Source organism: Ruminococcus sp., assembly GCF_016283395.1.
Genome location: NZ_JAEEMU010000033.1, coordinates 106,153 through 127,386, shown reverse-complemented (window position 1 = coordinate 127,386; position 21,234 = coordinate 106,153). Strand labels below are relative to the sequence as shown.

Below are 21,234 nucleotides of genomic sequence, written 5' to 3'. Positions count from 1 at the left end.
AATTATGAAAAAAACATCATTGCTTCTGACAGCTGTGCTTACAGCGTCAGGGCTAAGCAGCTGTACCTTTGGTGCGAGCATAGATACACTTATGGCTCCGCCGAAGCTCAGTGTTGAGCAGGAGCAGATATATTCTGCACTGACCACTGCGCACGGTACGGCGATAAGTCTTAAATATCCGAAAACAGGAAAATATCTTTCCGCTTTCATAGTCGAGGATATTGACGGTGACGGCGGCAATGAAGCACTGGTTTTCTATGAGAGAAAAGACCATGCAGCCGATGAAAATCCGCTGCGTATAAACATACTTGATAAGAAAAACGGCGAATGGAGCTCGGTATGGGACGATGCTGCGGAAGGCAGCGAGATAGAAAAGGTCATCATCTCAAAGCTTGGTTCAAACGACCGCATAAACCTTATCATAGGCACAAGCATGATAAACCGTTCTGAAAAGAACGTATCCATATACAACTACGCCGACGGCAAGCTCACCGAGCCTCCTACGTTTTCGGCTTCATATTCGTTCATTGATGTGCAGGATCTTGACATGGATAATGAATATGAGTTTCTGAGGCTGGCAAAGTCAGTCAATGAGGCTCCTGCATTTGCTGAGGTATATGAGCTCGACGATAAAGGCAAGTACCTCAAGACGATACTTGAACTCAGCGGAAAGTTCAGTGAGTTTGAAAACATAAGCTACGGCAAGGTCGGCGATTCTGAAATGGGTATATATATCGATGCTTTATCGGGAGCCGGCTCAATTCAGACCGATGTTCTGTACATGAAGGACGGCATACTGAAAAAGATCTTTGAAAATTCCGAGCAGTCAGAGTCTACTGTACGTCCCGCAGGCTGTACCTGCTTCGATGTTGACGGTGACGGCAGCCTTGAGATACCTAAACAGATCATAGCTCCGAGCTATGAGGCTTCTGCCGTGGGAGAACAGCTCAAACTGACCGAATGGAAGCACATAAACAGTAATTATGAGCTTGAACAGCAGTATACATCTTATTACAGTCTCAATGACGGATATATCTTCGTTTTCCCCGAAAGGTGGAAAGATAAGGTAACTGTAAAGCGAGACGTAGTCAATGATGAGATAGTTTTCTGCGCTTATGATGAAGAAGGTATGGGCAGGGAGCTTCTGCGTATTTTCTGTGCGGAGGATCAGCCTTCCCGTGAGGATCGCATCTCGGGCGGATATATGCTCATGCATTCAAAGGGAGATTCATCGTGTCTCGCGTGTATCCCTGCAAATTCCGGTACAGACGATGACGGTCTCGGTCTGACACCTGCGGAGGCAGCTATCGGTTTCAGATTCAGAGATTGATATATACTTACTCGTTCAAAGGAGTGAAAACAGATGAAACGTATACTTATATGCGAAGACGAGGATACTATCCGCGAATTCGTTGTAATAAATCTTAAACGTGCAGGATATGATGTAGTCGATGTGAACTGCGGAGAAGCTGCCCTCAAGACCTTTGAGGCTGAACACGGCAACTTCGATATCGTCCTGCTGGATATTATGATGCCCGGTATAGACGGTTTTACGGTCTGCAAGAAGATACGTGAGAAAAGCTCGACTATCGGTATCATAATGCTTACCGCAAGAACTCAGGAAATGGACAAGGTCAGCGGACTTATGATAGGTGCTGATGATTATATAACAAAGCCGTTTTCACCTTCCGAGCTTACTGCCCGCGTTGATGCAATATACAGGCGTGTGTGCATGAGCTTTATCAAGAATGAAAAACAGTCTGTCATAGAAAGCGGACCTTTCGTGCTCAATCTCAAGAGCCGTACAGTCACAAAGGACGGAGCTCCCATAGAGCTTACACAGGTAGAGTATCAGATACTCGAATTCTTTATGAACAACAAGAATACCGCTCTCGACCGCGCAAGCATACTCAACCATATCTGGGGCGAGAGCTATTACGGCGATGATAAGATCGTCGATGTAAATATCAGACGTATACGCATGAAAATAGAGGAAGAACCGTCAAGCCCGAAATACATCATAACTATATGGGGCTATGGATACAAGTGGAATGATATTCAGTAATGGCTAAAAAGAGTATCACAAAGCGGTGGATATTCAACAACCTGGGTGTTGTTGTGCTCGCGCTTCTTGTAATAGAAATGGCTATAGTCTATGCGATACAGAATTACTTCTACAGCTCTGCAAAGCAGTATATCGTCTCAAAGCTGAATGCTGTCACAAGTATCCTGAGTATGCATTCTCAGGACAGCTCAACGAATTTCTCATCTGAAATGAGAAATATGCTTGAAACATTCAACGAAAAAGACAAGATAGAGCTTATGGCAGTAAACTCAAAGGGAAGAGTTGTGCTTACCTCGTCGGGATTTTCTCCCGATGCGGATGATGTTATGCCTGATTACGTAAAAGCTATGGAATCGGGCGAAGGCTCTCATGTTTACAAGATAGGCGGCGGAGAAAAGGTCCTGGCAGTATCACAGTCCATATCTTCAATGAGCAGTGAATACAGCGCAGTAAGAATGGTAACATCTCTTACGGACATAGACGATACCATAAAGAACTATACAGCTGCGGTAACTGTAGTATGTATAACGATTATCCTGATAATAATTATAACGGGTCTGTATTTTGCAGGCTCTATCGTAAGACCTATCAGGCAGATAAGCGGTATCGCCCGAAAATACGCTATGGGCGATTTTACGACACGTATAGACAACGACAGCGATGACGAGATAGGCGACCTCTGTACTGCCATAAACAATATGGCTGACGAGCTTTCAACTGCCGAGGCTATGAAGAATGAGTTCATTTCTTCCGTGTCTCACGAGCTGAGAACGCCTCTTACCGCCATAAAGGGCTGGGCTGAAACGCTTATGATAGACGGCGGCGGCAGTCCCGACACTATGAAAAAGGGTGTCAAGGTCATAGTGACCGAAGCTGAACGTCTGTCGCAAATGGTTGAGGAGCTTCTTGACTTCTCACGTATGCAGAACGGACACTTCACACTTCAGAATGCAAATATGGATATCCTCGCCGAGCTTGGTGACGCTGTGCTCATATACAGCGACAAGGCAAGGCGTGAAGATAAAAAGATAATATATGACGAGCCTGAGATGCTCCCCTTCGTTTTCGGCGATAAGAACCGTATCAGGCAGGTATTCATCAATGTTATCGACAATGCTGTCAAGTATTCCTCGGCAGGTGATACAGTGACCATAAAAGCCTATGAATCGGGCGACAGTGTTATAGTATCAGTTGCGGATACAGGTCTTGGCATAAAACAGAGCGACCTTGCAAAGGTCAAGACTAAATTCTACAAGGCTAATCACACACGCCGCGGTTCGGGTATCGGTCTTGCCGTTGCCGACGAGATAATAAGTATGCACGGCGGAACACTGGATATCGACAGTGAGGGTGAGGGCAAGGGCACTAAGGTCACTATCTCACTTCCTGCGGTAAAGCCGTAAGGCACAGGCATTACTATTTTCAATAAGGTGAAAAAATGGGAAACAATACTAACTCAAATACAAAGGAAAAATTCAAATCCAAAATAGGCGGTCAGGCACTGGTCGAGGGCATAATGATGCTCGGACCAACTACAGGTGCTATGGCTTGCAGACTTCCCGACGGTACTATCGACCTTGAAACATGGGAAGAAAACAACGGAAAGAACGCTCCGTGGTACAGAAAAGTCCCCCTTGTAAGAGGCTGTACCAATTTCGTCATATCTCTCACAAAGGGCTATAAGTACATGATGAAGTCGGCTGAAAAGCAAATGGTCGATGATGAAGAGGAAGACGACAAGAAGAAGGACAAGAAAAAGGCAAAAGCCGAAAAGTCTGAGAATGTTGCAGCTGAAGCTGCCGCAGATACAGCTGCTGCTGAGGCTGCTGCCGACAAGACTGCGGAGACTTCCGAAAAAAGCGGCGAAAAAAAGGAAGAGAAGGAAAAGGACACAGTTACCGATATATTCATGTATCTGGGCATACTTATCGGTGTTGCAATGGCAATAGGACTCTTTGTGTTCCTGCCAAAGTGGCTTGTGGGACTTATCCCCTCTGTAAAGGAGCACCGCATTGTCCGCTCGCTTCTTGAGGGTATCGTAAAGATAGTGCTCTTCGTGCTTTATATGTACCTTGTTAGCCTTATGAAGGACATCAAAAGGCAGTATATGTACCACGGCGCAGAGCATAAGACAATTGCCTGCCATGAGGCTGAACTGCCTCTTACTGTGGAGAATGTCCGCAAGCAGACACGTTTCCACAAACGCTGCGGAACAAGCTTCATATTCATAGTGCTTATCGTAAGCATACTCGTTATGTGCCTTGTACCGTTTACGGTAACATGGCAGCGTATCGTTGCATCACTGATACTTCTCCCTCTTGTTGTGGGAATTTCATATGAGTGTATACGTCTTGCGGGAAATAACGATAATACCTTTACAAGGATATTATCCGCTCCGGGACTTGCTATGCAGCGCATAACCACCCGTGAGCCCGATGACAGCATGATAGAGATAGCTATTGCAGCTATGAAGCCCTGCATACCCGAGAACAAGGAGGAGGACAAGTGGTAAGCCGCGGTGAGCTTTTCGCAGAATGCCGCAGCATTATCGCACAGCGCGATGAGGACACGGCTGACTTTGATACCACTTGTATCTTTCAGGACCTGCTTGGTGATAAAACGCCCATGTTCCTGCCGAAAGATCCTGTACCTGACGAGAAAGCAGCAGAGATTCGCTCACTTGCCAAAAGACGTGCTGAGGGCTATCCCTTGCAGTATCTTCTCGGACAGTGGGAATTCTGGGGCTGCAACTTCAAAGTAGGCGAGGGCGTTCTTATACCGCGCCCCGATACGGAGACTCTTGTGGAGCAGGTGCTTGACATCTGCCGCAGGATAAAGCTGAAAGCCCCCAAGATAGCAGATCTTTGCAGCGGAAGCGGCTGTATCGCAGTTGCTCTGAAAAAAGAGCTTCCCGAAGCCGATGTTTACGCTGTTGAGCTTTCGGACGTGGCACTTGGCTATTTAAAGCAGAATACCGCTGCAAACGGCTGCGGTGATATACATATTATAAAAGGTGACGTGCTGAAAAGAGATACTGCAATGTCTCTTGCGGGACTTGATATACTTGTCAGCAATCCGCCTTATCTTACATCACAGGATATGAGCGAGCTCCAGACAGAGGTCACTCATGAGCCTGCATCTGCGCTGTTCGGCGGAGATGACGGACTGAGCTTCTACAGAGCTATGACGGAGCTGTGGAAAACGTCCGTTAAAGGCGGCGGCTTCATTGCCTATGAATTCGGCATGGGGCAGCATGATGATGTAAAAGCCATACTTGAAAAAAACGGCTTCACAGATGTGGAGCTCAGAAAAGACGGCGGCGGCATAATAAGGACAGCAGCCGCACGTAATACCATAGAAACAGACCTGATATAACGTAACGATCGGAGGAAATACCAATGGCAAAAAAGGAGCTTGCTAAAAAGCCCACTGTTGTAAGAGTTACTACAAAAGAGGATAAAAAGACTGCTCTTGAGGGAGCTCTCAAGCAGATAGAAAAGAAGTACGGTGCAGGCGCAGTTATGCGTCTCGGACAGACTAAGACGCTGAATGTTGCTGCTATACCAACAGGCTCTATGACTCTGGATATGGCACTTGGCATAGGCGGCGTTCCGAGAGGACGTATCGTTGAGATATACGGACCTGAAAGCTCAGGTAAGACCACAGTTGCACTTTCCATAGTCGCTCAGGCTCAGAAAGCAGGCGGCGAAGCTGCGTTCATCGACGTTGAACACGCTCTTGACCCTGTGTACGCAAAGGCTCTTGGTGTAAATATCGACGATCTTCTCGTATCACAGCCTGACAGCGGTGAGCAGGCACTTGAAATTGCCGAGGCTCTTATCCGTTCGGGCGCTATCGACGTTATCGTACTTGACTCTATCGCAGCTATGACTACCCGTGCCGAGATAGACGGCGAAATGGGTGATCTCCATGTGGGACAGCTTGCAAGACTTATGTCACAGGCTATGAGAAAGCTCACAGCAGCTATCTCAAAGTCAAACTGTGTTGCTATATTCATAAACCAGATCCGTGAAAAGATCGGTGTTATGTACGGAAATCCCGAGACTACCCCGGGCGGACGCGCTCTGAAGTTTTATTCATCAGTCCGTATCGAGGTAAGAAAGGGTGAGATACTCAAATCAGGCGCAGATGTTATCGGTGCAACAACAAAGTGCAAGATAGTAAAGAACAAGGTAGCACCGCCTTTCAAGGAATGTCAGTTCGACCTTATGTACGGTACAGGCATATCCCGTACAGGCGAGGTGCTTGATCTTGCCGTTGATCTTGATATCATCAAGAAGGGCGGTTCATGGTTCAGCTATAAGGATCAGAAGCTTGGACAGGGACGTGATAACGTCAAGGAGCTGCTCCAGAATGATGAGAACCTTATGAAGGAGATAGAGGAGCAGATACTTGCTCACAAGGACGAGCTTGACAATGCAGCTCCAAAGAAGAGCAGCAAGGCAGCCGCAGAGGCTGATGCTCCGAAGTCTGAGGGAGCTGAAGCTGTTGACAGCGAAGATGTCCTCGCAAACTTTGACGAGGATTTCGAGGAGTTCACTCCTGCTGAGGAATAATGAAGATTACTTCGGTCATGCGATATAAAGGCTCGACCTACGAAGCGGAGCTTGATGACGGACGAAAGCTGTACCTTCATGCTGATATAATAACCGATTTCGGCATACACGCAGGCATGGAGACAGACCGCGATACCCTCAGAAAGATCATATACGCTTCAAATTTTCGCAGAGCCTATCAGCGGGCACTTTACCTGCTGGATTACAGGGACTATACCTATTCGGAAATGTACAAAAAGCTCATTGAGAATTACAAGAGCGAGCCGCTGTGTACGGCGGTAATGAAAAGGCTTACAGAGCACGGCTTTATAGATGATGTGAGATATGCCGAGCGCATGGCGCGCAAGCTTGTAGAAGTGAAGAAATACGGCTACAGGCGGTCAAAGCGTGAGATAATGCAGAAAGGCATAGATCAGTTCACAGCTGAGGACGCTCTCACCCCCTATTCGGAAGCCTATCATGACAATATCATGGAGCTTCTTCGTACTAAACATTCCCGATATCTCATAGACCGTGAGGATAGGAAATCAATAGAAAAGGTCAAAAGTGCGCTTGTGCGGTACGGTTATGATTTTACCGAGATAAACCGCGCTGTGAAGGAATACTTCGAGAACACTGACGGACCTGAGGAGGAAAACTGATATGGCGATCAAGGTGGGTATGGTATCCCTTGGCTGTTCAAAAAATCTTGTTGATTCGGAGCGTATGCTCTATAAACTGAAAAGCCACGGATATCAGCTGGTAACAGAGCCGGGACTTGCCGATGTTGCGGTAGTCAATACCTGCGGATTTATCAAGTCCGCAAAGGAAGAGGCTATAGATACCATTCTTGAACTTGGAAAACTCAAAGAAGAGGGAACACTGAAAAAGATCATCATAACAGGCTGTCTCGTTGAGAGATACAAGGAGGAGGCTGCCGAGCAGTTCCCCGAGGCAGATGCTGTTATAGGTATAGGTGATACTAAGGATATCGTCGATATCCTCGATAATGTACTTGCAGGTGAACGCTGCGTACACTTTGCACCTAAGCTCGATGCTGAGCTGAGCGGCGAAAGGATAATATCCACACTGCCGTTTTTCACATACCTCAAAGTAGCTGAGGGCTGTTCAAACTGCTGTACCTACTGTGCTATACCTCTTATAAGAGGTAAATTCCGCAGCGTACCAATGGAAGATGTGCTTAAAGAAGCTCGTTTTCTCGCTGAGAACGGAGTTACAGAGCTGGTAGTCATAGCGCAGGATACCGCACTTTACGGCAATGACCTGTACGGCGAGCCAAAGCTTGCGGAGCTTCTTACGGAGCTTTGCAAAATAGACGGACTTCGCTGGATACGTACTCTTTATTGCTATCCCGAGCGCATCACAGACGAGCTTCTCGATGTGATCGCACGTGAGGAAAAGATAGTGAAGTATCTTGAGATACCAATACAGCACTGCAACGGAGATATCCTCTCCCGTATGAACCGCTGGGGCGATACGGAGAAGCTTGAAGCTCTCTTTGCTCATATAAGAGAAAAAGTCCCGAATATCATACTCAGGACAACGCTTATCACAGGTTTCCCGGGGGAGACAAAGGAGCAGTTTGAAGAGCTTGCGGAATTTGTCAAAAGAGTCCGTTTTGACAGGCTTGGCTGTTTTGCATATTCCCGTGAAGAGGGTACAAAGGCTTATGATTTTCCCGACCAGATCGACGAGGAAACTGCCGCTCACCGCGCAGATATAATCATGGAGCAGCAAATGCTCATAAGCTGTGAAAACAATGAAAAGCTTATGGGAGCAGAGCTTACCGCAGTCGTTGAGGGCTTTGACAAGTTCGGTGAATGCTGGTTCGGCAGGACCGCACTTGATGCCCCTGACATAGACGGAAAGGTGTTCTTCACATCAGAAACACCACTTGAGATTGGCGATTATGTTAAAATAAGGATCACCGATACTCTCGATTATGATTTGATAGGAGAGGTGATAGACCAATGAATCTGCCTAACAGGCTGACTCTTCTCAGAGTCATACTGATCCCGTTTTTTCTGCTGTTTATGTATATAGACGTTCCGCTGCATTACGGTATAGCGTTGCTGATATTCTCAGTCGCTTCCATAACGGACGCTCTTGACGGAAAAATAGCGAGAAAGCGAAATCTGGTAACAAATTTCGGAAAATTCCTTGATCCTCTGGCTGATAAAGTGCTTGTAATAGCGGCTCTTACAGTATTTGTAGAGCTGTCAGAGGTAAAAATGGGAGCAATACCGCTCATAATCATTACAGCCCGCGAGTTTATGGTCTCAGGATTAAGGCTTCTCGCGGCTAACAGCGGAATAGTAGTAGCTGCCGGTGTATGGGGTAAGCTGAAAACAGCTTTTACAATGGTAGCGATAATTGCGATATTATTCTGGCTGTGTCTTTGTTTTGATTTTAGTATTGATTTCCCCGAGACATTCAGAAATGCGATAGACAACATAGTTGTGCCTGTCCTTGTCTGGATCTCAACTGTTCTAACTGTGATATCGGGAGCAGTCTATCTTAAAGGTTATTGGCATCTTATAGATTCCGATAAATAATATATTTAACACTATGATATACTAAGGATTATTGAAAGGATTTTTACTATGAAACATTGTGCAGGATACGTAAGGTATTTAGTAGCTATCAAAGAATTGAGCGAAACAGATGATGATGTTCGCTGTGTGAACATATCAAAGCATCTTGGTGTCTCAAGACCAAGCGTCAGCAAAATGCTGCGCTGTCTGGCTGACAGCGGATATGTTTATGAGGACTTCTGCAACAGCGTTGTCCTTACTCCTGAGGGAGAAAAAGCGGTTGAAGAGATATTCTCGTCATTCAGCGAGGTATATACATTTTTCCATAACTTCCTCAAATTCCCACAGCAGGAGTCACACGATCAGGCTGTAAAATTCGTAACAGAATTTCCGCATGATACCTGTGAAAGACTAAAGATCATCGTAAAACGTACTTTAAAGAAAATTGAAGCATAATGAAAAGCGGTACACGTTCGTGTACCGCTTTTTGTATCGTATATTTGGCTAAAAATCGGCAGTTGTCGGCACAATTACTAAATCAGGCAAGCGGTTTTACAGCTGTTTGCATAAAATAATGTTAACCCAAGGTAACAAACAATTCATGTTTAAACATTTAATGTACAATGTTAAGCAGAGATTGCGCATTCTCAAAAATCGCATAACGAGAAAATTATAAAGAAAAGGAATGTTAAAAATGAAAAACACTATCAAAAAAACAGCAGCAGTACTTTCAGCAGCAATTCTTGGCGCACTTCCAATGGCAAATTTACTTACAGCTAATGCAGCACTTCCGAACGATAAGGTAAAGTATGTATACGGCGATATAAACTTTGACGGAAAGATCAACAATCTGGATGCAAGCCTGACCTATTCTCCATCTTCTTTAAGCGCAGCTCAGAAAAAACGTGCTGACGTTAACGGTGACGGAAAAATCACAAGTGCTGATAGAAATATAATACTTGCTCATGTTTCCAATGTAAGTGCAGGTCTCAAGGTTTATGGCGATGCTGACGGTAATGGTGTGGTAGACGCAAAAGATACAGCTAAGATCTCAGCATATAATAATGCAGGAAATTCATGCAAGGACGGAAGTATAAACCTTATTGAAGCAGATGTCAATGCAGACGGAGTTGTTAATAGTTGTGACTATCATATTATTTCACGTTATCTCAACGGTACAATAAAGACTCTGTATATAAACTGGGGCGATGTTGACAGCAGTGAAAGTATTACAATGCAGGATATTTTCAGACTTGACAATTACGTAGAAAACAACAAAAGTGAAAATCTTTCAGACGCTGAAAAGAGAAGAGCAGATATAAATATTGACGGCAAGATAGACGAAAAAGATGTAACAGCATTACTTATGCGTGCATCTGTAGGCTACTTCATGTGGGCTAAGTAATAGAATAACAGAAAAGCGGTACACTTTTGTGTACCGCTTTTTGCTGCTTACATAAGCTCGCAGATAAGATTTGAGAACTCGACAGGATTTTCTATGCTCATGCCCTCGATAAGGAGTGCCTGATCGTAGAGAAGCTTTGCATACTTGCCAAGCTTATCCTTGTCGCCGCTGTCATTGAGAGATTTCAGCTTGCCGAATATCTCGTGGTCGGGATTTATTTCGAGAACGCGCTGAGCGTGTATCTTCTGATCTGTAGGCATTGAATTGAGGACTTTCTCCATTTCGAGAGATATCTCTCCCTCACTTGTAAGGCATACAGGGTGGGATTTAAGTCTCTGAGAAAGAGCTACCTTAGCTACCTTGCCGTCGAGAGCGTTTTTCAGCTCGTCAAGGAGACCTGCACTTTCCTCTTCCTTGGCTTTGAGCTCCTCTTTCTTTTCGGGAGTTTCAAGACCGAGGTCGTCAGCGGATACGGACTTGAATTCCTTATCCTTGTACTGCATAAGTGACTTTATTGCAAATTCGTCGATATTGTCTGTGAGATAGAGTATCTCGAAGCCGTTTTCCTTTACCAGCTCTGTCTGTGGGAGCTGTTCTATACGTGCAGCACTTTCGCCTGTAGCATAGTAGATATACTTCTGATCCTCGCGCATAGCAGTAACATACTCGTCAAGAGTTACAAGCTTCTGCTCGTTTGAAGAAGTGAACAGGAGAAGATCCTGTAATTTTTCCTTGTTCATGCCGAAGTCGCTGTAGATACCGTATTTGAGCTGTAAGCCGAATGCCTTCCAGAACTCCTCATACTTCTCACGCTCGTTCTTGAGCATCTTTTTCAGCTCGTTGCTGACAGTCTTTTCGATGCTCTTGGCAATAGCCTTGAGCTGTCTGTCGTGCTGGAGCATCTCACGGGAGATATTCAGCGACAGATCTTCAGAGTCAACAAGTCCCTTTACGAAGCTGAAATAGTCAGGGAGCAGGTCTGCGCACTTGTCCATGATAAGAACGCCGTTTGAGTAGAGCTGCAAGCCCTTTTCGTACTCCTTTGAGTAGTAGTCGAACGGAGCTTTTGACGGGATATAGAGAAGTGCATTGTATGCAGGCATCTCGTTGCTGATGTGAGAATACTTCAGCGGCTCGTTATAGTCAAAGAACTTTTCGGTATAGAAGTGCTTGTAATCCTCTTCCTTGAGCTCGTTCTTGTTCTTTTTCCAGAGTGGAGTCATGCTGTTGAGAGTCTCAACTTCGATGTAATCCTCGTATTCAAGAGGCTTCTTAGCTTCTTTTTCTTCCTCGGTCTGCTCCTTTGGACGGCTGTGTGAAACCTCCATTTTGATAGGGAAGCGGATATAATCGGAGTACTTGCTTACCAGTGACTTTATTCTGTACTGGTCGAGGAACTCGCCGTAGTTCTCATCGTCTGTATCATCAAGCATTTCGAGGATTATCTCAGTACCTGCGTTCTTCTTGTCAGCTTCTGTGATAGTGTAGCCGTCAACTCCCTCAGACTCCCACTGGTAAGCCTTATCGCTGCCGTAAGCCTTTGAGATAACGGTAACTTTCTTAGCTACCATGAATGCCGAGTAGAAGCCTACACCGAACTGACCGATTATCTGGTTGTCCTCTTCGAGCTTGTTCTCGTTCTTGAACTTGAATGAACCGCTGTTTGCGATAGTACCGAGGTTGTTTTCAAGCTCTTCCTCAGTCATACCGATACCGTTATCGGTTATTTTAAGGGTACGGCTGTCCTTGTCAGCTGATATCCATATTGCGAAATCGTCTTTATTGAGACCGACCTTGTCGTCGGTAAGAGATTTGAAATACAGCTTATCTATAGCATCGCTTGCATTGGAGATAAGCTCACGGAGGAAGATCTCTTTATGAGTATAGATCGAGTGGATCATCATATCGAGGAGTCGTTTGGACTCTGCTTTGAACTGTTTTGTTTCCATTAAAAACATCTCCATAGTGAAATTAGCACTCTGGCTATCAGAGTGCTAAATAAAGTATATATCTTTTACAGTGGTAAAGTCAAGGGATAGGAGAAATGTTTACAATTTGTTCATAGTTGAGGAGAAGTAAATAAGAGTCAAGGGGAATGTATTGCTATTGACAAATACTACCTTAATGGTATATAATTATTTAAGAGATTAGAGCTTTCTAATCACTAACCACTAATAACTAAACACTGATAAAAGACATAGCAGTCAGAGTAGCTTTTCTGCGGATTTACAGAGAGTGTGCGGCAGGTGCGAGCACATAGTCGGGGGAAGTGAAGTGCGGCTGTCAGTCCTGTTGTGGAAGCGGCAAAGCCGTGTGTATATAACAGCGTTTCGTCCGCGTTAAGGATAAGATGAGTTCAAAACGGAGTGGAAACGAGCAATTGCGCCTCCGAGGTATATCCTCGGGGGCTTTTATATTTTTTAGCCGCTAAAAATAAGGAGGACAGATATGAATATAATAAAATATCCCTCTGATGAGGCAATAAACGAAGCAGTAAAAGCTGACAGCAGGCTACTCGGAGCTATCAGCCTTGACGGCGAAACAGCCTATGTCGGTGCAGCCGATACAGTAGGCGACCATATAGCACTTCTTGAAGCCTTTGACGAGTACAGTCCGGCAGGCTTTTTCAGGCTCAGCTTTGACAGTCTCACAGCCGAGTGGACGTTTTCCTGTCCGCGAAACTATAAAGGCATATCCGATGATAAGGAGCGTATTGACGCATATTATCGTGACGGACTCCGCGTGATACCTGAGTTCCTGGTGATGTTCGGCTATTTTTCAAAGCTGAAAATAAAGAACCCACCGCCCGAAATATGGGAATTTTAGCCCTTAGCCGTTAGCTGTTAGCCTTTAGGGACGGATATTATCCGCCCGTGCTATGCATAAAATGTAAAATAGCCCCATTGTAGGGGACGGCGTCCTCGACGTCCCACAAGTATTAGTCCTGTAGGGGCGGATATTATCCGCCCGTAAAATATACCAAATACTGCGGACGCCCAATGGGCGTCACTACACACATAAATATTCTGGAGGAAATAAAATGCAGTTATACAATTCATTATCACACAAAAAAGAAGAATTCGTACCACATGAAGAGGGCAAGGTAAGTATGTACACCTGCGGACCTACTGTGTACCACTATGCGCACATAGGCAACCTCAGAAGCTATATCATGGAGGATATACTTGAAAAGTATCTTCGCTTCACAGGCTATGATGTGAACCGTGTTATGAACATCACCGATGTCGGACACCTTACCAGTGACGGCGACACAGGCGATGACAAGATGCTCAAGGGCGCAAAGCGTGAGCACAAGACAGTCATGGAGATAGCAAAGTTCTACACAGACGCTTTCTTCGAGGACTGTAAAAAGCTTAACATCAAGAAGCCTGATATAGTTGTACCTGCTACTACTTATATAGACGAGTTTATACGCGTTATCAGCTCGCTTATCGAAAAGGGCTATGCATATGAGGCAGGCGGAAATATCTACTTCGACACATCAAAGCTTGAAAAGTACTATGTATTCAACGATTTCAACGAGGAGGACCTTGCGGTAGGTGTCCGTGAGGGCGTTGAGGCTGACGAGAACAAGCGCAACAAGGCAGATTTCGCACTCTGGTTCACAAAGTCAAAGTTCGACGATCAGGAGCTTAAATGGGATTCACCTTGGGGCATTGGCTATCCGGGCTGGCATATCGAGTGCTCATGCATCAGCATGAAGAACAACGGCGAATACCTCGATATCCACTGCGGCGGTATCGACAACGCATTCCCACATCATACAAACGAGATAGCACAGTCTGAGGCTTATCTCGGACATAAGTGGTGCAATTACTGGTTCCATATACTCCACCTCAACACAAACAGCGGTAAAATGAGCAAGAGCAAGGGCGAGTTCCTCACAGTATCTCTCCTTGAAGAAAAGGGCTACAAGCCTGTTATATACCGTTTCTTCTGCTTGCAGTCACACTACAGAAAGTCACTGGTATTCTCATGGGAGAATCTTGACAACGCAAAGACAGCTTATAATAAGCTGGTTGAGAAGATAGCTCCTCTCACAAAGGAAAACGGCGGAGATATCGACAAGTCTGAGTACGACCGTCTTATGAAGGATTTCAAGGATGCTCTTGATAATGATATCAATACAGCTATGGGTATCACTGTATTGTACGATGTACTGAAATCAAAAGCAAATGCAGCAACAAAGCTTGCACTTATCAATGAGTTCGACAAGGTACTGGGACTTGACCTTATCGCTAACGCAAATGAGGTCGCAGACAATGCAGGTTCAGCATCTGCTGATATCCCGAATGAGGTTCTTGAACTCGTTGAACAGCGTAAGGCTGCACGTAAGGACAAGAATTTCGCACTTGCAGACGAGCTCCGCGACAAGATAGCAGCACTTGGCTATGAAGTAAAGGAAACTCGTCAGGGCACAGAGATCAATAAGATAAATTAAGTTTAGAGTTGAGAGTGAAGAGTTGAGAGTTAATGTGTTCGCTTTGCTCACATTATTTAGATAATATCGCCGCAGGCGATACCACAACTCTCAATTCTCAACTTTCAACTCTCAACTATTGCGCTTTTGTGCAAAGTATGATTTATTGCTTTTGTAAATAGAAGATAATAAACAGAACGGAGAATATCCAATGGCACGACTCTATCCACTTTTCAGCTCCAGCAAGGGTAATTCCTCGTTTATCGGAACTGAAAAAGGCGGAATACTTATAGACTGCGGAGTCAGTTTCAGACGGCTCTGCAATGCCCTTGAAGTGAATAACATACCGCTTGACGCGATACAGGGAGTATTCATAACCCATGAACACTCCGACCATATTGCAGGACTTGCCATGCTCACCAGGAAAACGGGAATGCCTGTATACGGTCAGAAGCGCACATTGCAGCGGCTCTGTGACGGCGGAAAAATAGCGGTAAACTCCCATGTCATAGACATTACGGGAAAGACCATAAGCTGCGGCGGCAGTGAGGTGAGCTGCTTCAATACTCCCCATGATGCTATACAGAGCTGCGGTTACAGGATACATACAGAGGACGATAAATACTGTGCTGTCTGCACCGACTTAGGGCACGTTACCCCCGAGGTGGACGAAGCGCTCAAAGGCTGCCGAATGGTGCTTATCGAGTCAAATTATGATGACTATATGCTGCGCACAGGACCTTATCCCTTTTATCTGAAAGAGAGGATACTTTCTCCTATCGGACATCTTTCAAACGATGACTGCACAGTGCAGGTGAGAAAGATGATAGAGCGCGGCACTACGCATATTCTGCTTGGACATCTCAGTCAGGACAACAATCACCCGCAAATGGCTGACAGCACCGTACAGCGCGGACTTTCGGGCTTTACACGAGGCAGGGACTATCTTCTCGGAGTAGCTCCCGTTGAGACTAAGGGAGGAGCGGTGGTATTCTGATGAATATTGTACTTATCGTTATAGGCAAGCTGAAAGAGGACTATCTCCGCAGTGCCTGTGCAGAATACATAAAGCGTCTCGGCAGATACTGCACATTTGAGCTTCACGAGCTTGACGAGTGCAGACTCAGCGATAATCCGTCGGATAAGGAGATAGCGTCTGCACTGAAAAAGGAAGCCGAGCAGATAAAGCGTTACGCAAAGGGCATGATAGTGCCTATGTGTATCGAGGGAAAGCAGCTTTCAAGTCCCGAGCTTTCGGAGAAAATAACGGACGCAGGCGTAAGCGGACAAAGCACGGTCACATTTATAATAGGCAGCTCATTCGGACTTGACCCCGAGATAAAGTCAATGGGTACTCTGAAGCTTTCCATGTCGAAAATGACCTTTCCGCACCAGCTTGCGAGGGTAATGCTCCTTGAGCAGATATACCGCGCCTTTCAGATAGCAGAGGGCGGAAAATACCATAAATGACAAAAACGGACAAAACTGTCCGTTTTTTGCTTTATATGGGAGAACGGGCAGCAGTATACTTGACAGCATAATGCGCTTGTGATATAATTAAAAGATACTATGGATTTTTACGCGCTTTTTCAGAAATATCCTGAAAACGCGCTTTTCAAGGAGCAATAAATGAGTACGATAAAAGAACTTTATGACTACAGACAGATGATTTTCAGCCTTGTGAAAAAAGATCTCCGCGGACGCTACAAGGGCTCGGTACTTGGCTTCATGTGGACTTTCATCAACCCTCTTTTACAGCTGATAATATATACTCTGGTATTCAGTAACTTTCTGCGAGCAGGCATTGAAAGGTATTATCTTCACCTTTTCGTGGCACTGATACCGTGGATATTCTTCTCATCGTCCATAACAGTAGGTGCAGCTTCGATAATCTCGCAGAAAGACCTTGTAAAGAAGATATATTTTCCGCGTATGGTAATACCAATATCCTATGTTACGAGCTGTTTTGTGAATATGCTGCTTTGTTTCATAGTAATATTTGCTGTAATAATAGTAACGGGAGCAGATATAAACTTCCTTGCGGTGCTGACACTTCCGATAATAATGATAGTTGAGTATATATTCGCTTTGGGAATGGCTCTTCTGACCTCGGCGATAACAGTCTATTTCAGAGATATGGAGCACATTCTCGGTATCGTATCTATGGCGTGGATGTACCTCACACCTGTAGTATATCCAAAGTCGATGATACCTGGGAAGTATCAGAAGATATTCAATCTCAATCCAATGACGCCCATAATCGACTGCTACAGAACAGTGCTGTACGATAAGCAGATACCCGATCTTTCAATTCTTCTGATCGCAGTAGCTCTGGGAGTATTCTTCCTTATATTCGGCGCACTGGTATTCAACAAGCTTCAAAAGCACTTTGCGGAGGAACTGTAATGGCTGAAAATGAAATTGCAATAGAAGTCAGAGATGTGACCAAAAGCTTCAAGGTTTATCTCGACAAGGGCGCACAGCTCAAGGAACGTCTGCTTTTCCGCAAGCGCAGCAAATATGAGGAGCGAAAGGTGCTCCGCGGCATAAGCTTTGACGTAAAAAAAGGTGAAGCCATAGGACTTATCGGTCATAACGGCTGCGGCAAGAGTACAACGCTGAAGCTTCTCACAAGAATAATGTACCCAGACAGCGGAACAATAAAACTCAAAGGCAGAGTTTCGAGCCTTATCGAGCTTGGAGCAGGCTTTCACCCCGATATGAGCGGCAGGGAGAACATCTATACAAATGCGGCTATATTCGGACTCACAAAAAAGGAAATAGATGCACGACTTGACGATATAATTGAGTTCTCGGAGCTTGCGGACTTCATCGACAATCCCGTTCGTACCTATTCGTCGGGAATGTATATGCGACTTGCCTTTTCCGTAGCAATAAACGTTGACGCGGACATACTTCTCATCGACGAGATACTTGCGGTAGGCGATGCGAATTTTCAGGCAAAGTGCTTCAACAAGCTGAGAGAGATAAAGGCTCAGGGTACTACAATAGTTATAGTATCCCATTCTCTCGGACAGATAGAGCAGATATGCGACCGCTCCATATGGATACATGAGGGACTCATCAAGGCGGAAGGACCGCCTAAGGAGATAGACCTTGAGTATCTTGACTATATGAGCAGAAAGCGTCAGGAGCTTATGAAAGCGGCTGAGGCGGGTTCGGAAAAAACAGAAACTTCCGAAAACGAGCAGGGCAAACGCTGGGGAAGCGGACAGGCTCGCATAAAGAGAGTCCGTTCATTCTCTGTTGACGGTACCGAGCAGAGCGCGTTCCGCATAGGCGAGGATATAAAGCTTGTGGTGGACTACACTGTGAAAAAGCCTGTAGATGACGCTGTATTCGGTATAGGAGTGTTTGACCTGAACGGCATACAGTGCTATGGCACTAACACAAGGATAGATAAAGTCCCTGATTTTGTCATTGACAAAGACGGTACAGTTGAGATAGTGCTGAAAAAAGTCATGCTTCTCGGCGGTACTTACAATCTTGACATAGCTATCGAACAGGGTGAAGGCATACCTGTTGATTATTACAGACAGGCACATAAAATAGAAATGATATCGGCAGAGGGCGATGCAGGAGTATTCCGCATCGAACACACATGGGATTTCCAGAGGTAAGATATGGGCTATTTATCACAGTTTATTGAAAATGCAAGACACCAGAAGGGTATCAAGGGAACTATAAAAAGAAAGCTTTTCGGCGGTATCTATTCCGCACTTGAAGCTGCAGACAGTGATATCTCCGATGTCAGAGGAAACGGTGAGACTCTTAGAGGCGACTTTGAGGATGCCTGCAACAACCTCAGAAACAACAACACGCTCATAGAGCGGCTCACCAGCGAGGAGGAATTCCTCAAAAGCAAGCTGGGCTCTGTGGAAAAGAAGCTCAGGGCTGCTCTCGTGCAGCAGTCGGCTCCCGCAGGCGAAAGTGTTTCACCTGCACCGTCTTCGGCTGAAAGCAGCAGCTCGGACTATGAGGACATTGATTATTTCGATTTCGAGAACCATTTCCGCGGTTCTATCGAAAGTATAAAGAAGTCGCAGGAATACTACCTTAAATTCTTCCGTGACAAGAAAAAGGTACTGGATATCGGCTGCGGCAGAGGAGAATTTCTCTCACTTATGCAGGATAACGGCATAACAGCCGAGGGCGTGGATATATATGAGCCTTATGTGGAATACTGCATTATGAAAGGGCTCAAAGCCACCTGCGGTGACGGGGCGGACTTTCTTGCAAAGACTGATGCCGTTGACGGCATCTTTGTGGGACAGGTGGTGGAGCATCTCAAGCCTCATCAGATAATACAGCTGTGCAATACAGCTTATGAGCGTCTTGAAGAGGGGGGCTGTATCATCATCGAGACCCCGAACCCTACATCGCTCTCGATATATACCAATGCATTCTACATAGACCCGTCGCACATAAAGCCTGTTCACCCTCTTACTATGCAGTATTACCTCGAAAAAGCAGGCTTTAAGGACATCGAGATAATCTATACCGAAAACAGCAGACCGCCCTTTGAGATACCCGAGCTGAAGCTGGAAGGCGGAGAGAATACCGAGGAATTCAACAAGGCAATGAAAAAGGTATCCGAGATGCTGTTCGGAAGTCAGGATTATGCAGTAGTTGCGACTAAGAAAGGATAAATCATGGAAAACGAAAAGATAAATATAGAAGATATAATGGCTGAGATAAAGCAGAAAATAAAGGATCAGGGACTTACTGCGGATATGCTCAGCTTTGAAGATGTGCCATATAAAAAGACAGCACAGGGCAGTTCACTTCCCGATGCTCTTGATTATATCACTTCTCATTACTATATACAGCCCTACAAGGAGCTCAAAGGCAATCCTGTAAAGGTATTCATCAAGAAGGTTATACGCAAAATGGTAAAGTTCTACGTAGAGCCTGTAGTATTTGAGCAGAACGACTTCAATGCAAATGCAGTTACTGTTATGAAGTCTTTGGCTGACAGCAAATCCTCTGACCTCAGCGGCAGAGTAGAGACTCTTGAGCTTGCGAATAAGGAGCTCCTTATCCGTCTTGACAAGCTTGAACGCGAGAACAACGAGCTTCGCAGCAGGCTTTCAGGGGAGAATGTATAATGCGTGTAGTTCAGCTTCTTCCCACACTCTCATTCGGCGACGGCGTAGGCAACGACGCCCTGTGGCTGAAGGAAATAATCGGCAAAATGGGCTATTCGACGGACATTTATGCCGAGAATATAGACAAGAGACTTCCCGAGGGCACAGCCATAAAGGCTGACAAGCTCCGCGATCTGAAAAAGGACGACGTGCTCATATATCACAAGTCCACAGGCACGGATCTTTCCTTTAAGATAGACAGCTATAACTGCCGCAGGGTGATGATATATCATAACATCACGCCTCCTGAATTCTTCCGTCCCTACAGTGCTTCGGCAACACAGCTTACCGAGTACGGCTACAAGGGCGTTGAGTACCTCCGCGGCAAAATGGACTACGTTCTTGCAGTTTCGGAGTACAACAAGTCGGAGCTCATCAGAATGGGTTATACCTGCAATATAGACGTAAGCCCGTCACTGACCAAGTTTGATGACTACAAGCAGGCTCCTGACGATGCGACTATGAAGAAGTACCGCGACGGCAAAAAGAATATCATATTCGTGGGAAGAATAGCTCCCAACAAGCGGCAGGAGAACGTTATCCGTGCCTATGCCTGCTACAGGAAGCTTAACCCGGATTCGAGACTTATACTTGTAGGCTCGGCAAACGGTATGGAGAACTACAACGAACGCCTTGTGAAGTACGTTAACGCTCTGGGACTTTCCGACGACGTTATCTTTACGGGACATATAAAGTTCAGCAAGATACTGGCTTATTATCACGTTGCCGACGCTTTTCTATGCATGAGCGAGCATGAGGGACTGTGCGTACCGCTGGTTGAGTCCATGTTCTTCGGAGTGCCGATAATCGCATACAATACCAGCGCTATCGGTGAGACACTCGGCGGCAGCGGCATACTCCTTGACGATAACGATCCCGTGTTCACTGCGGCGGTTATGGAAAGGCTCCTCACCGATGACAAGCTCCGCGAGAGCGTAATCGAGGGGCAGCGCAAGCGTCTGGAGTACTTCTCCTACGATAGATTGAGCAATATTTTCGAGACAAAGCTGAAAGCCTTTATCGATGGCACAGCTTCCAAATAAG

The 21,234-nt window shown here is 45.6% G+C and carries 21 protein-coding genes; 20 read left to right on the top strand and 1 reads right to left on the bottom strand.

Going from position 1 to position 21,234, the window contains the following annotated elements; genetic code table 11:
• The first annotated feature begins 4 nt into the window (after positions 1-4).
• The 11 genes from QZZ41_RS02540 to QZZ41_RS02490 all read left to right on the top strand — a co-directional run bounded on the left by QZZ41_RS02540 (position 5) and on the right by QZZ41_RS02490 (position 10,581).
• Positions 5-1,330, top strand: a complete 1,326-nt coding sequence (locus QZZ41_RS02540) for a hypothetical protein (RefSeq protein ID WP_295067686.1) — start codon at positions 5-7, stop codon at positions 1,328-1,330.
• Positions 1,331-1,363: 33 nt separating this feature from the next.
• Positions 1,364-2,065: a response regulator transcription factor gene (locus QZZ41_RS02535; RefSeq protein WP_074715985.1), complete on the top strand. Its 702-nt coding sequence runs from the start codon at positions 1,364-1,366 to the stop codon at positions 2,063-2,065.
• On the top strand, positions 2,065-3,468 hold the full coding sequence (locus tag QZZ41_RS02530) for a cell wall metabolism sensor histidine kinase WalK (RefSeq protein WP_295067678.1): 1,404 nt from the start codon (positions 2,065-2,067) through the stop codon (positions 3,466-3,468). Before QZZ41_RS02535 ends, QZZ41_RS02530 begins: the two co-directional genes overlap by 1 nt.
• A 35-nt stretch (positions 3,469-3,503) precedes the next feature.
• Complete coding sequence (locus tag QZZ41_RS02525) at positions 3,504-4,577, top strand: DUF1385 domain-containing protein (RefSeq protein ID WP_295067675.1); 1,074 nt, start codon at positions 3,504-3,506, stop codon at positions 4,575-4,577.
• Positions 4,571-5,440, top strand: a complete 870-nt coding sequence (gene prmC / locus QZZ41_RS02520) for a peptide chain release factor N(5)-glutamine methyltransferase (RefSeq protein WP_295067672.1) — start codon at positions 4,571-4,573, stop codon at positions 5,438-5,440. Before QZZ41_RS02525 ends, prmC begins: the two co-directional genes overlap by 7 nt.
• 23 nt (positions 5,441-5,463) lie before the next feature.
• A complete protein-coding gene (recA, locus tag QZZ41_RS02515) occupies positions 5,464-6,642 on the top strand; it encodes a recombinase RecA (protein ID WP_295067670.1) in 1,179 nt (392 codons plus the stop codon).
• The gene (locus QZZ41_RS02510; RefSeq protein ID WP_295067666.1) at positions 6,642-7,283 is read left to right on the top strand and encodes a RecX family transcriptional regulator; all 642 of its coding nucleotides are present in this window, start codon (positions 6,642-6,644) and stop codon (positions 7,281-7,283) included. The genes recA and QZZ41_RS02510 overlap by 1 nt, the downstream gene beginning before the upstream one ends.
• 1 nt (position 7,284) lies before the next feature.
• On the top strand, positions 7,285-8,616 hold the full coding sequence (gene rimO / locus QZZ41_RS02505) for a 30S ribosomal protein S12 methylthiotransferase RimO (protein ID WP_295067663.1): 1,332 nt from the start codon (positions 7,285-7,287) through the stop codon (positions 8,614-8,616).
• Complete coding sequence (gene pgsA, locus QZZ41_RS02500) at positions 8,613-9,197, top strand: CDP-diacylglycerol--glycerol-3-phosphate 3-phosphatidyltransferase (RefSeq protein ID WP_295067659.1); 585 nt, start codon at positions 8,613-8,615, stop codon at positions 9,195-9,197. Before rimO ends, pgsA begins: the two co-directional genes overlap by 4 nt.
• Positions 9,198-9,245: 48 nt before the next feature.
• Positions 9,246-9,632: a helix-turn-helix domain-containing protein gene (locus tag QZZ41_RS02495; RefSeq protein ID WP_295067656.1), complete on the top strand. Its 387-nt coding sequence runs from the start codon at positions 9,246-9,248 to the stop codon at positions 9,630-9,632.
• A 238-nt stretch (positions 9,633-9,870) separates the two neighbouring features.
• Positions 9,871-10,581, top strand: coding sequence for a dockerin type I domain-containing protein (locus QZZ41_RS02490; RefSeq protein ID WP_295067651.1), 711 nt, complete (start codon positions 9,871-9,873; stop codon positions 10,579-10,581).
• 47 nt (positions 10,582-10,628) lie between these two features.
• Here QZZ41_RS02490 and htpG read toward each other — a convergent pair whose 3' ends face one another.
• Positions 10,629-12,530: a molecular chaperone HtpG gene (gene htpG / locus QZZ41_RS02485; protein WP_295067648.1), complete on the bottom strand. Its 1,902-nt coding sequence runs from the start codon at positions 12,528-12,530 to the stop codon at positions 10,629-10,631.
• A 499-nt stretch (positions 12,531-13,029) separates the two neighbouring features.
• Here htpG and QZZ41_RS02480 point away from each other — a divergent pair, with 499 nt between their 5' ends.
• The 9 genes from QZZ41_RS02480 to QZZ41_RS02440 all read left to right on the top strand — a co-directional run bounded on the left by QZZ41_RS02480 (position 13,030) and on the right by QZZ41_RS02440 (position 21,233).
• A complete protein-coding gene (locus QZZ41_RS02480) occupies positions 13,030-13,407 on the top strand; it encodes a hypothetical protein (protein ID WP_295067646.1) in 378 nt (125 codons plus the stop codon).
• A gap of 214 nt (positions 13,408-13,621) precedes the next feature.
• A complete protein-coding gene (gene cysS / locus QZZ41_RS02475) occupies positions 13,622-15,043 on the top strand; it encodes a cysteine--tRNA ligase (protein WP_295067643.1) in 1,422 nt (473 codons plus the stop codon).
• 190 nt (positions 15,044-15,233) lie between these two features.
• Positions 15,234-16,019, top strand: a complete 786-nt coding sequence (locus QZZ41_RS02470) for an MBL fold metallo-hydrolase (RefSeq protein WP_295067640.1) — start codon at positions 15,234-15,236, stop codon at positions 16,017-16,019.
• Positions 16,016-16,492: a 23S rRNA (pseudouridine(1915)-N(3))-methyltransferase RlmH gene (rlmH, locus tag QZZ41_RS02465; RefSeq protein WP_295068080.1), complete on the top strand. Its 477-nt coding sequence runs from the start codon at positions 16,016-16,018 to the stop codon at positions 16,490-16,492. The genes QZZ41_RS02470 and rlmH overlap by 4 nt, the downstream gene beginning before the upstream one ends.
• Before the next feature lie 159 nt (positions 16,493-16,651).
• Entirely contained in the window at positions 16,652-17,428 is a 777-nt protein-coding gene (locus QZZ41_RS02460; protein ID WP_295067636.1) for an ABC transporter permease, read from the top strand.
• Positions 17,428-18,663, top strand: a complete 1,236-nt coding sequence (locus tag QZZ41_RS02455) for an ABC transporter ATP-binding protein (protein WP_295067633.1) — start codon at positions 17,428-17,430, stop codon at positions 18,661-18,663. Before QZZ41_RS02460 ends, QZZ41_RS02455 begins: the two co-directional genes overlap by 1 nt.
• 3 nt (positions 18,664-18,666) lie before the next feature.
• On the top strand, positions 18,667-19,692 hold the full coding sequence (locus tag QZZ41_RS02450) for a class I SAM-dependent methyltransferase (RefSeq protein ID WP_295067630.1): 1,026 nt from the start codon (positions 18,667-18,669) through the stop codon (positions 19,690-19,692).
• A 3-nt stretch (positions 19,693-19,695) separates the two neighbouring features.
• Complete coding sequence (locus tag QZZ41_RS02445) at positions 19,696-20,151, top strand: hypothetical protein (protein ID WP_295067627.1); 456 nt, start codon at positions 19,696-19,698, stop codon at positions 20,149-20,151.
• Positions 20,151-21,233 (top strand): glycosyltransferase family 1 protein, encoded by a 1,083-nt coding sequence (locus tag QZZ41_RS02440; RefSeq protein WP_295067624.1) that lies wholly within the window; start codon positions 20,151-20,153, stop codon positions 21,231-21,233. The genes QZZ41_RS02445 and QZZ41_RS02440 overlap by 1 nt, the downstream gene beginning before the upstream one ends.
• Position 21,234: the final 1 nt, after the last annotated feature.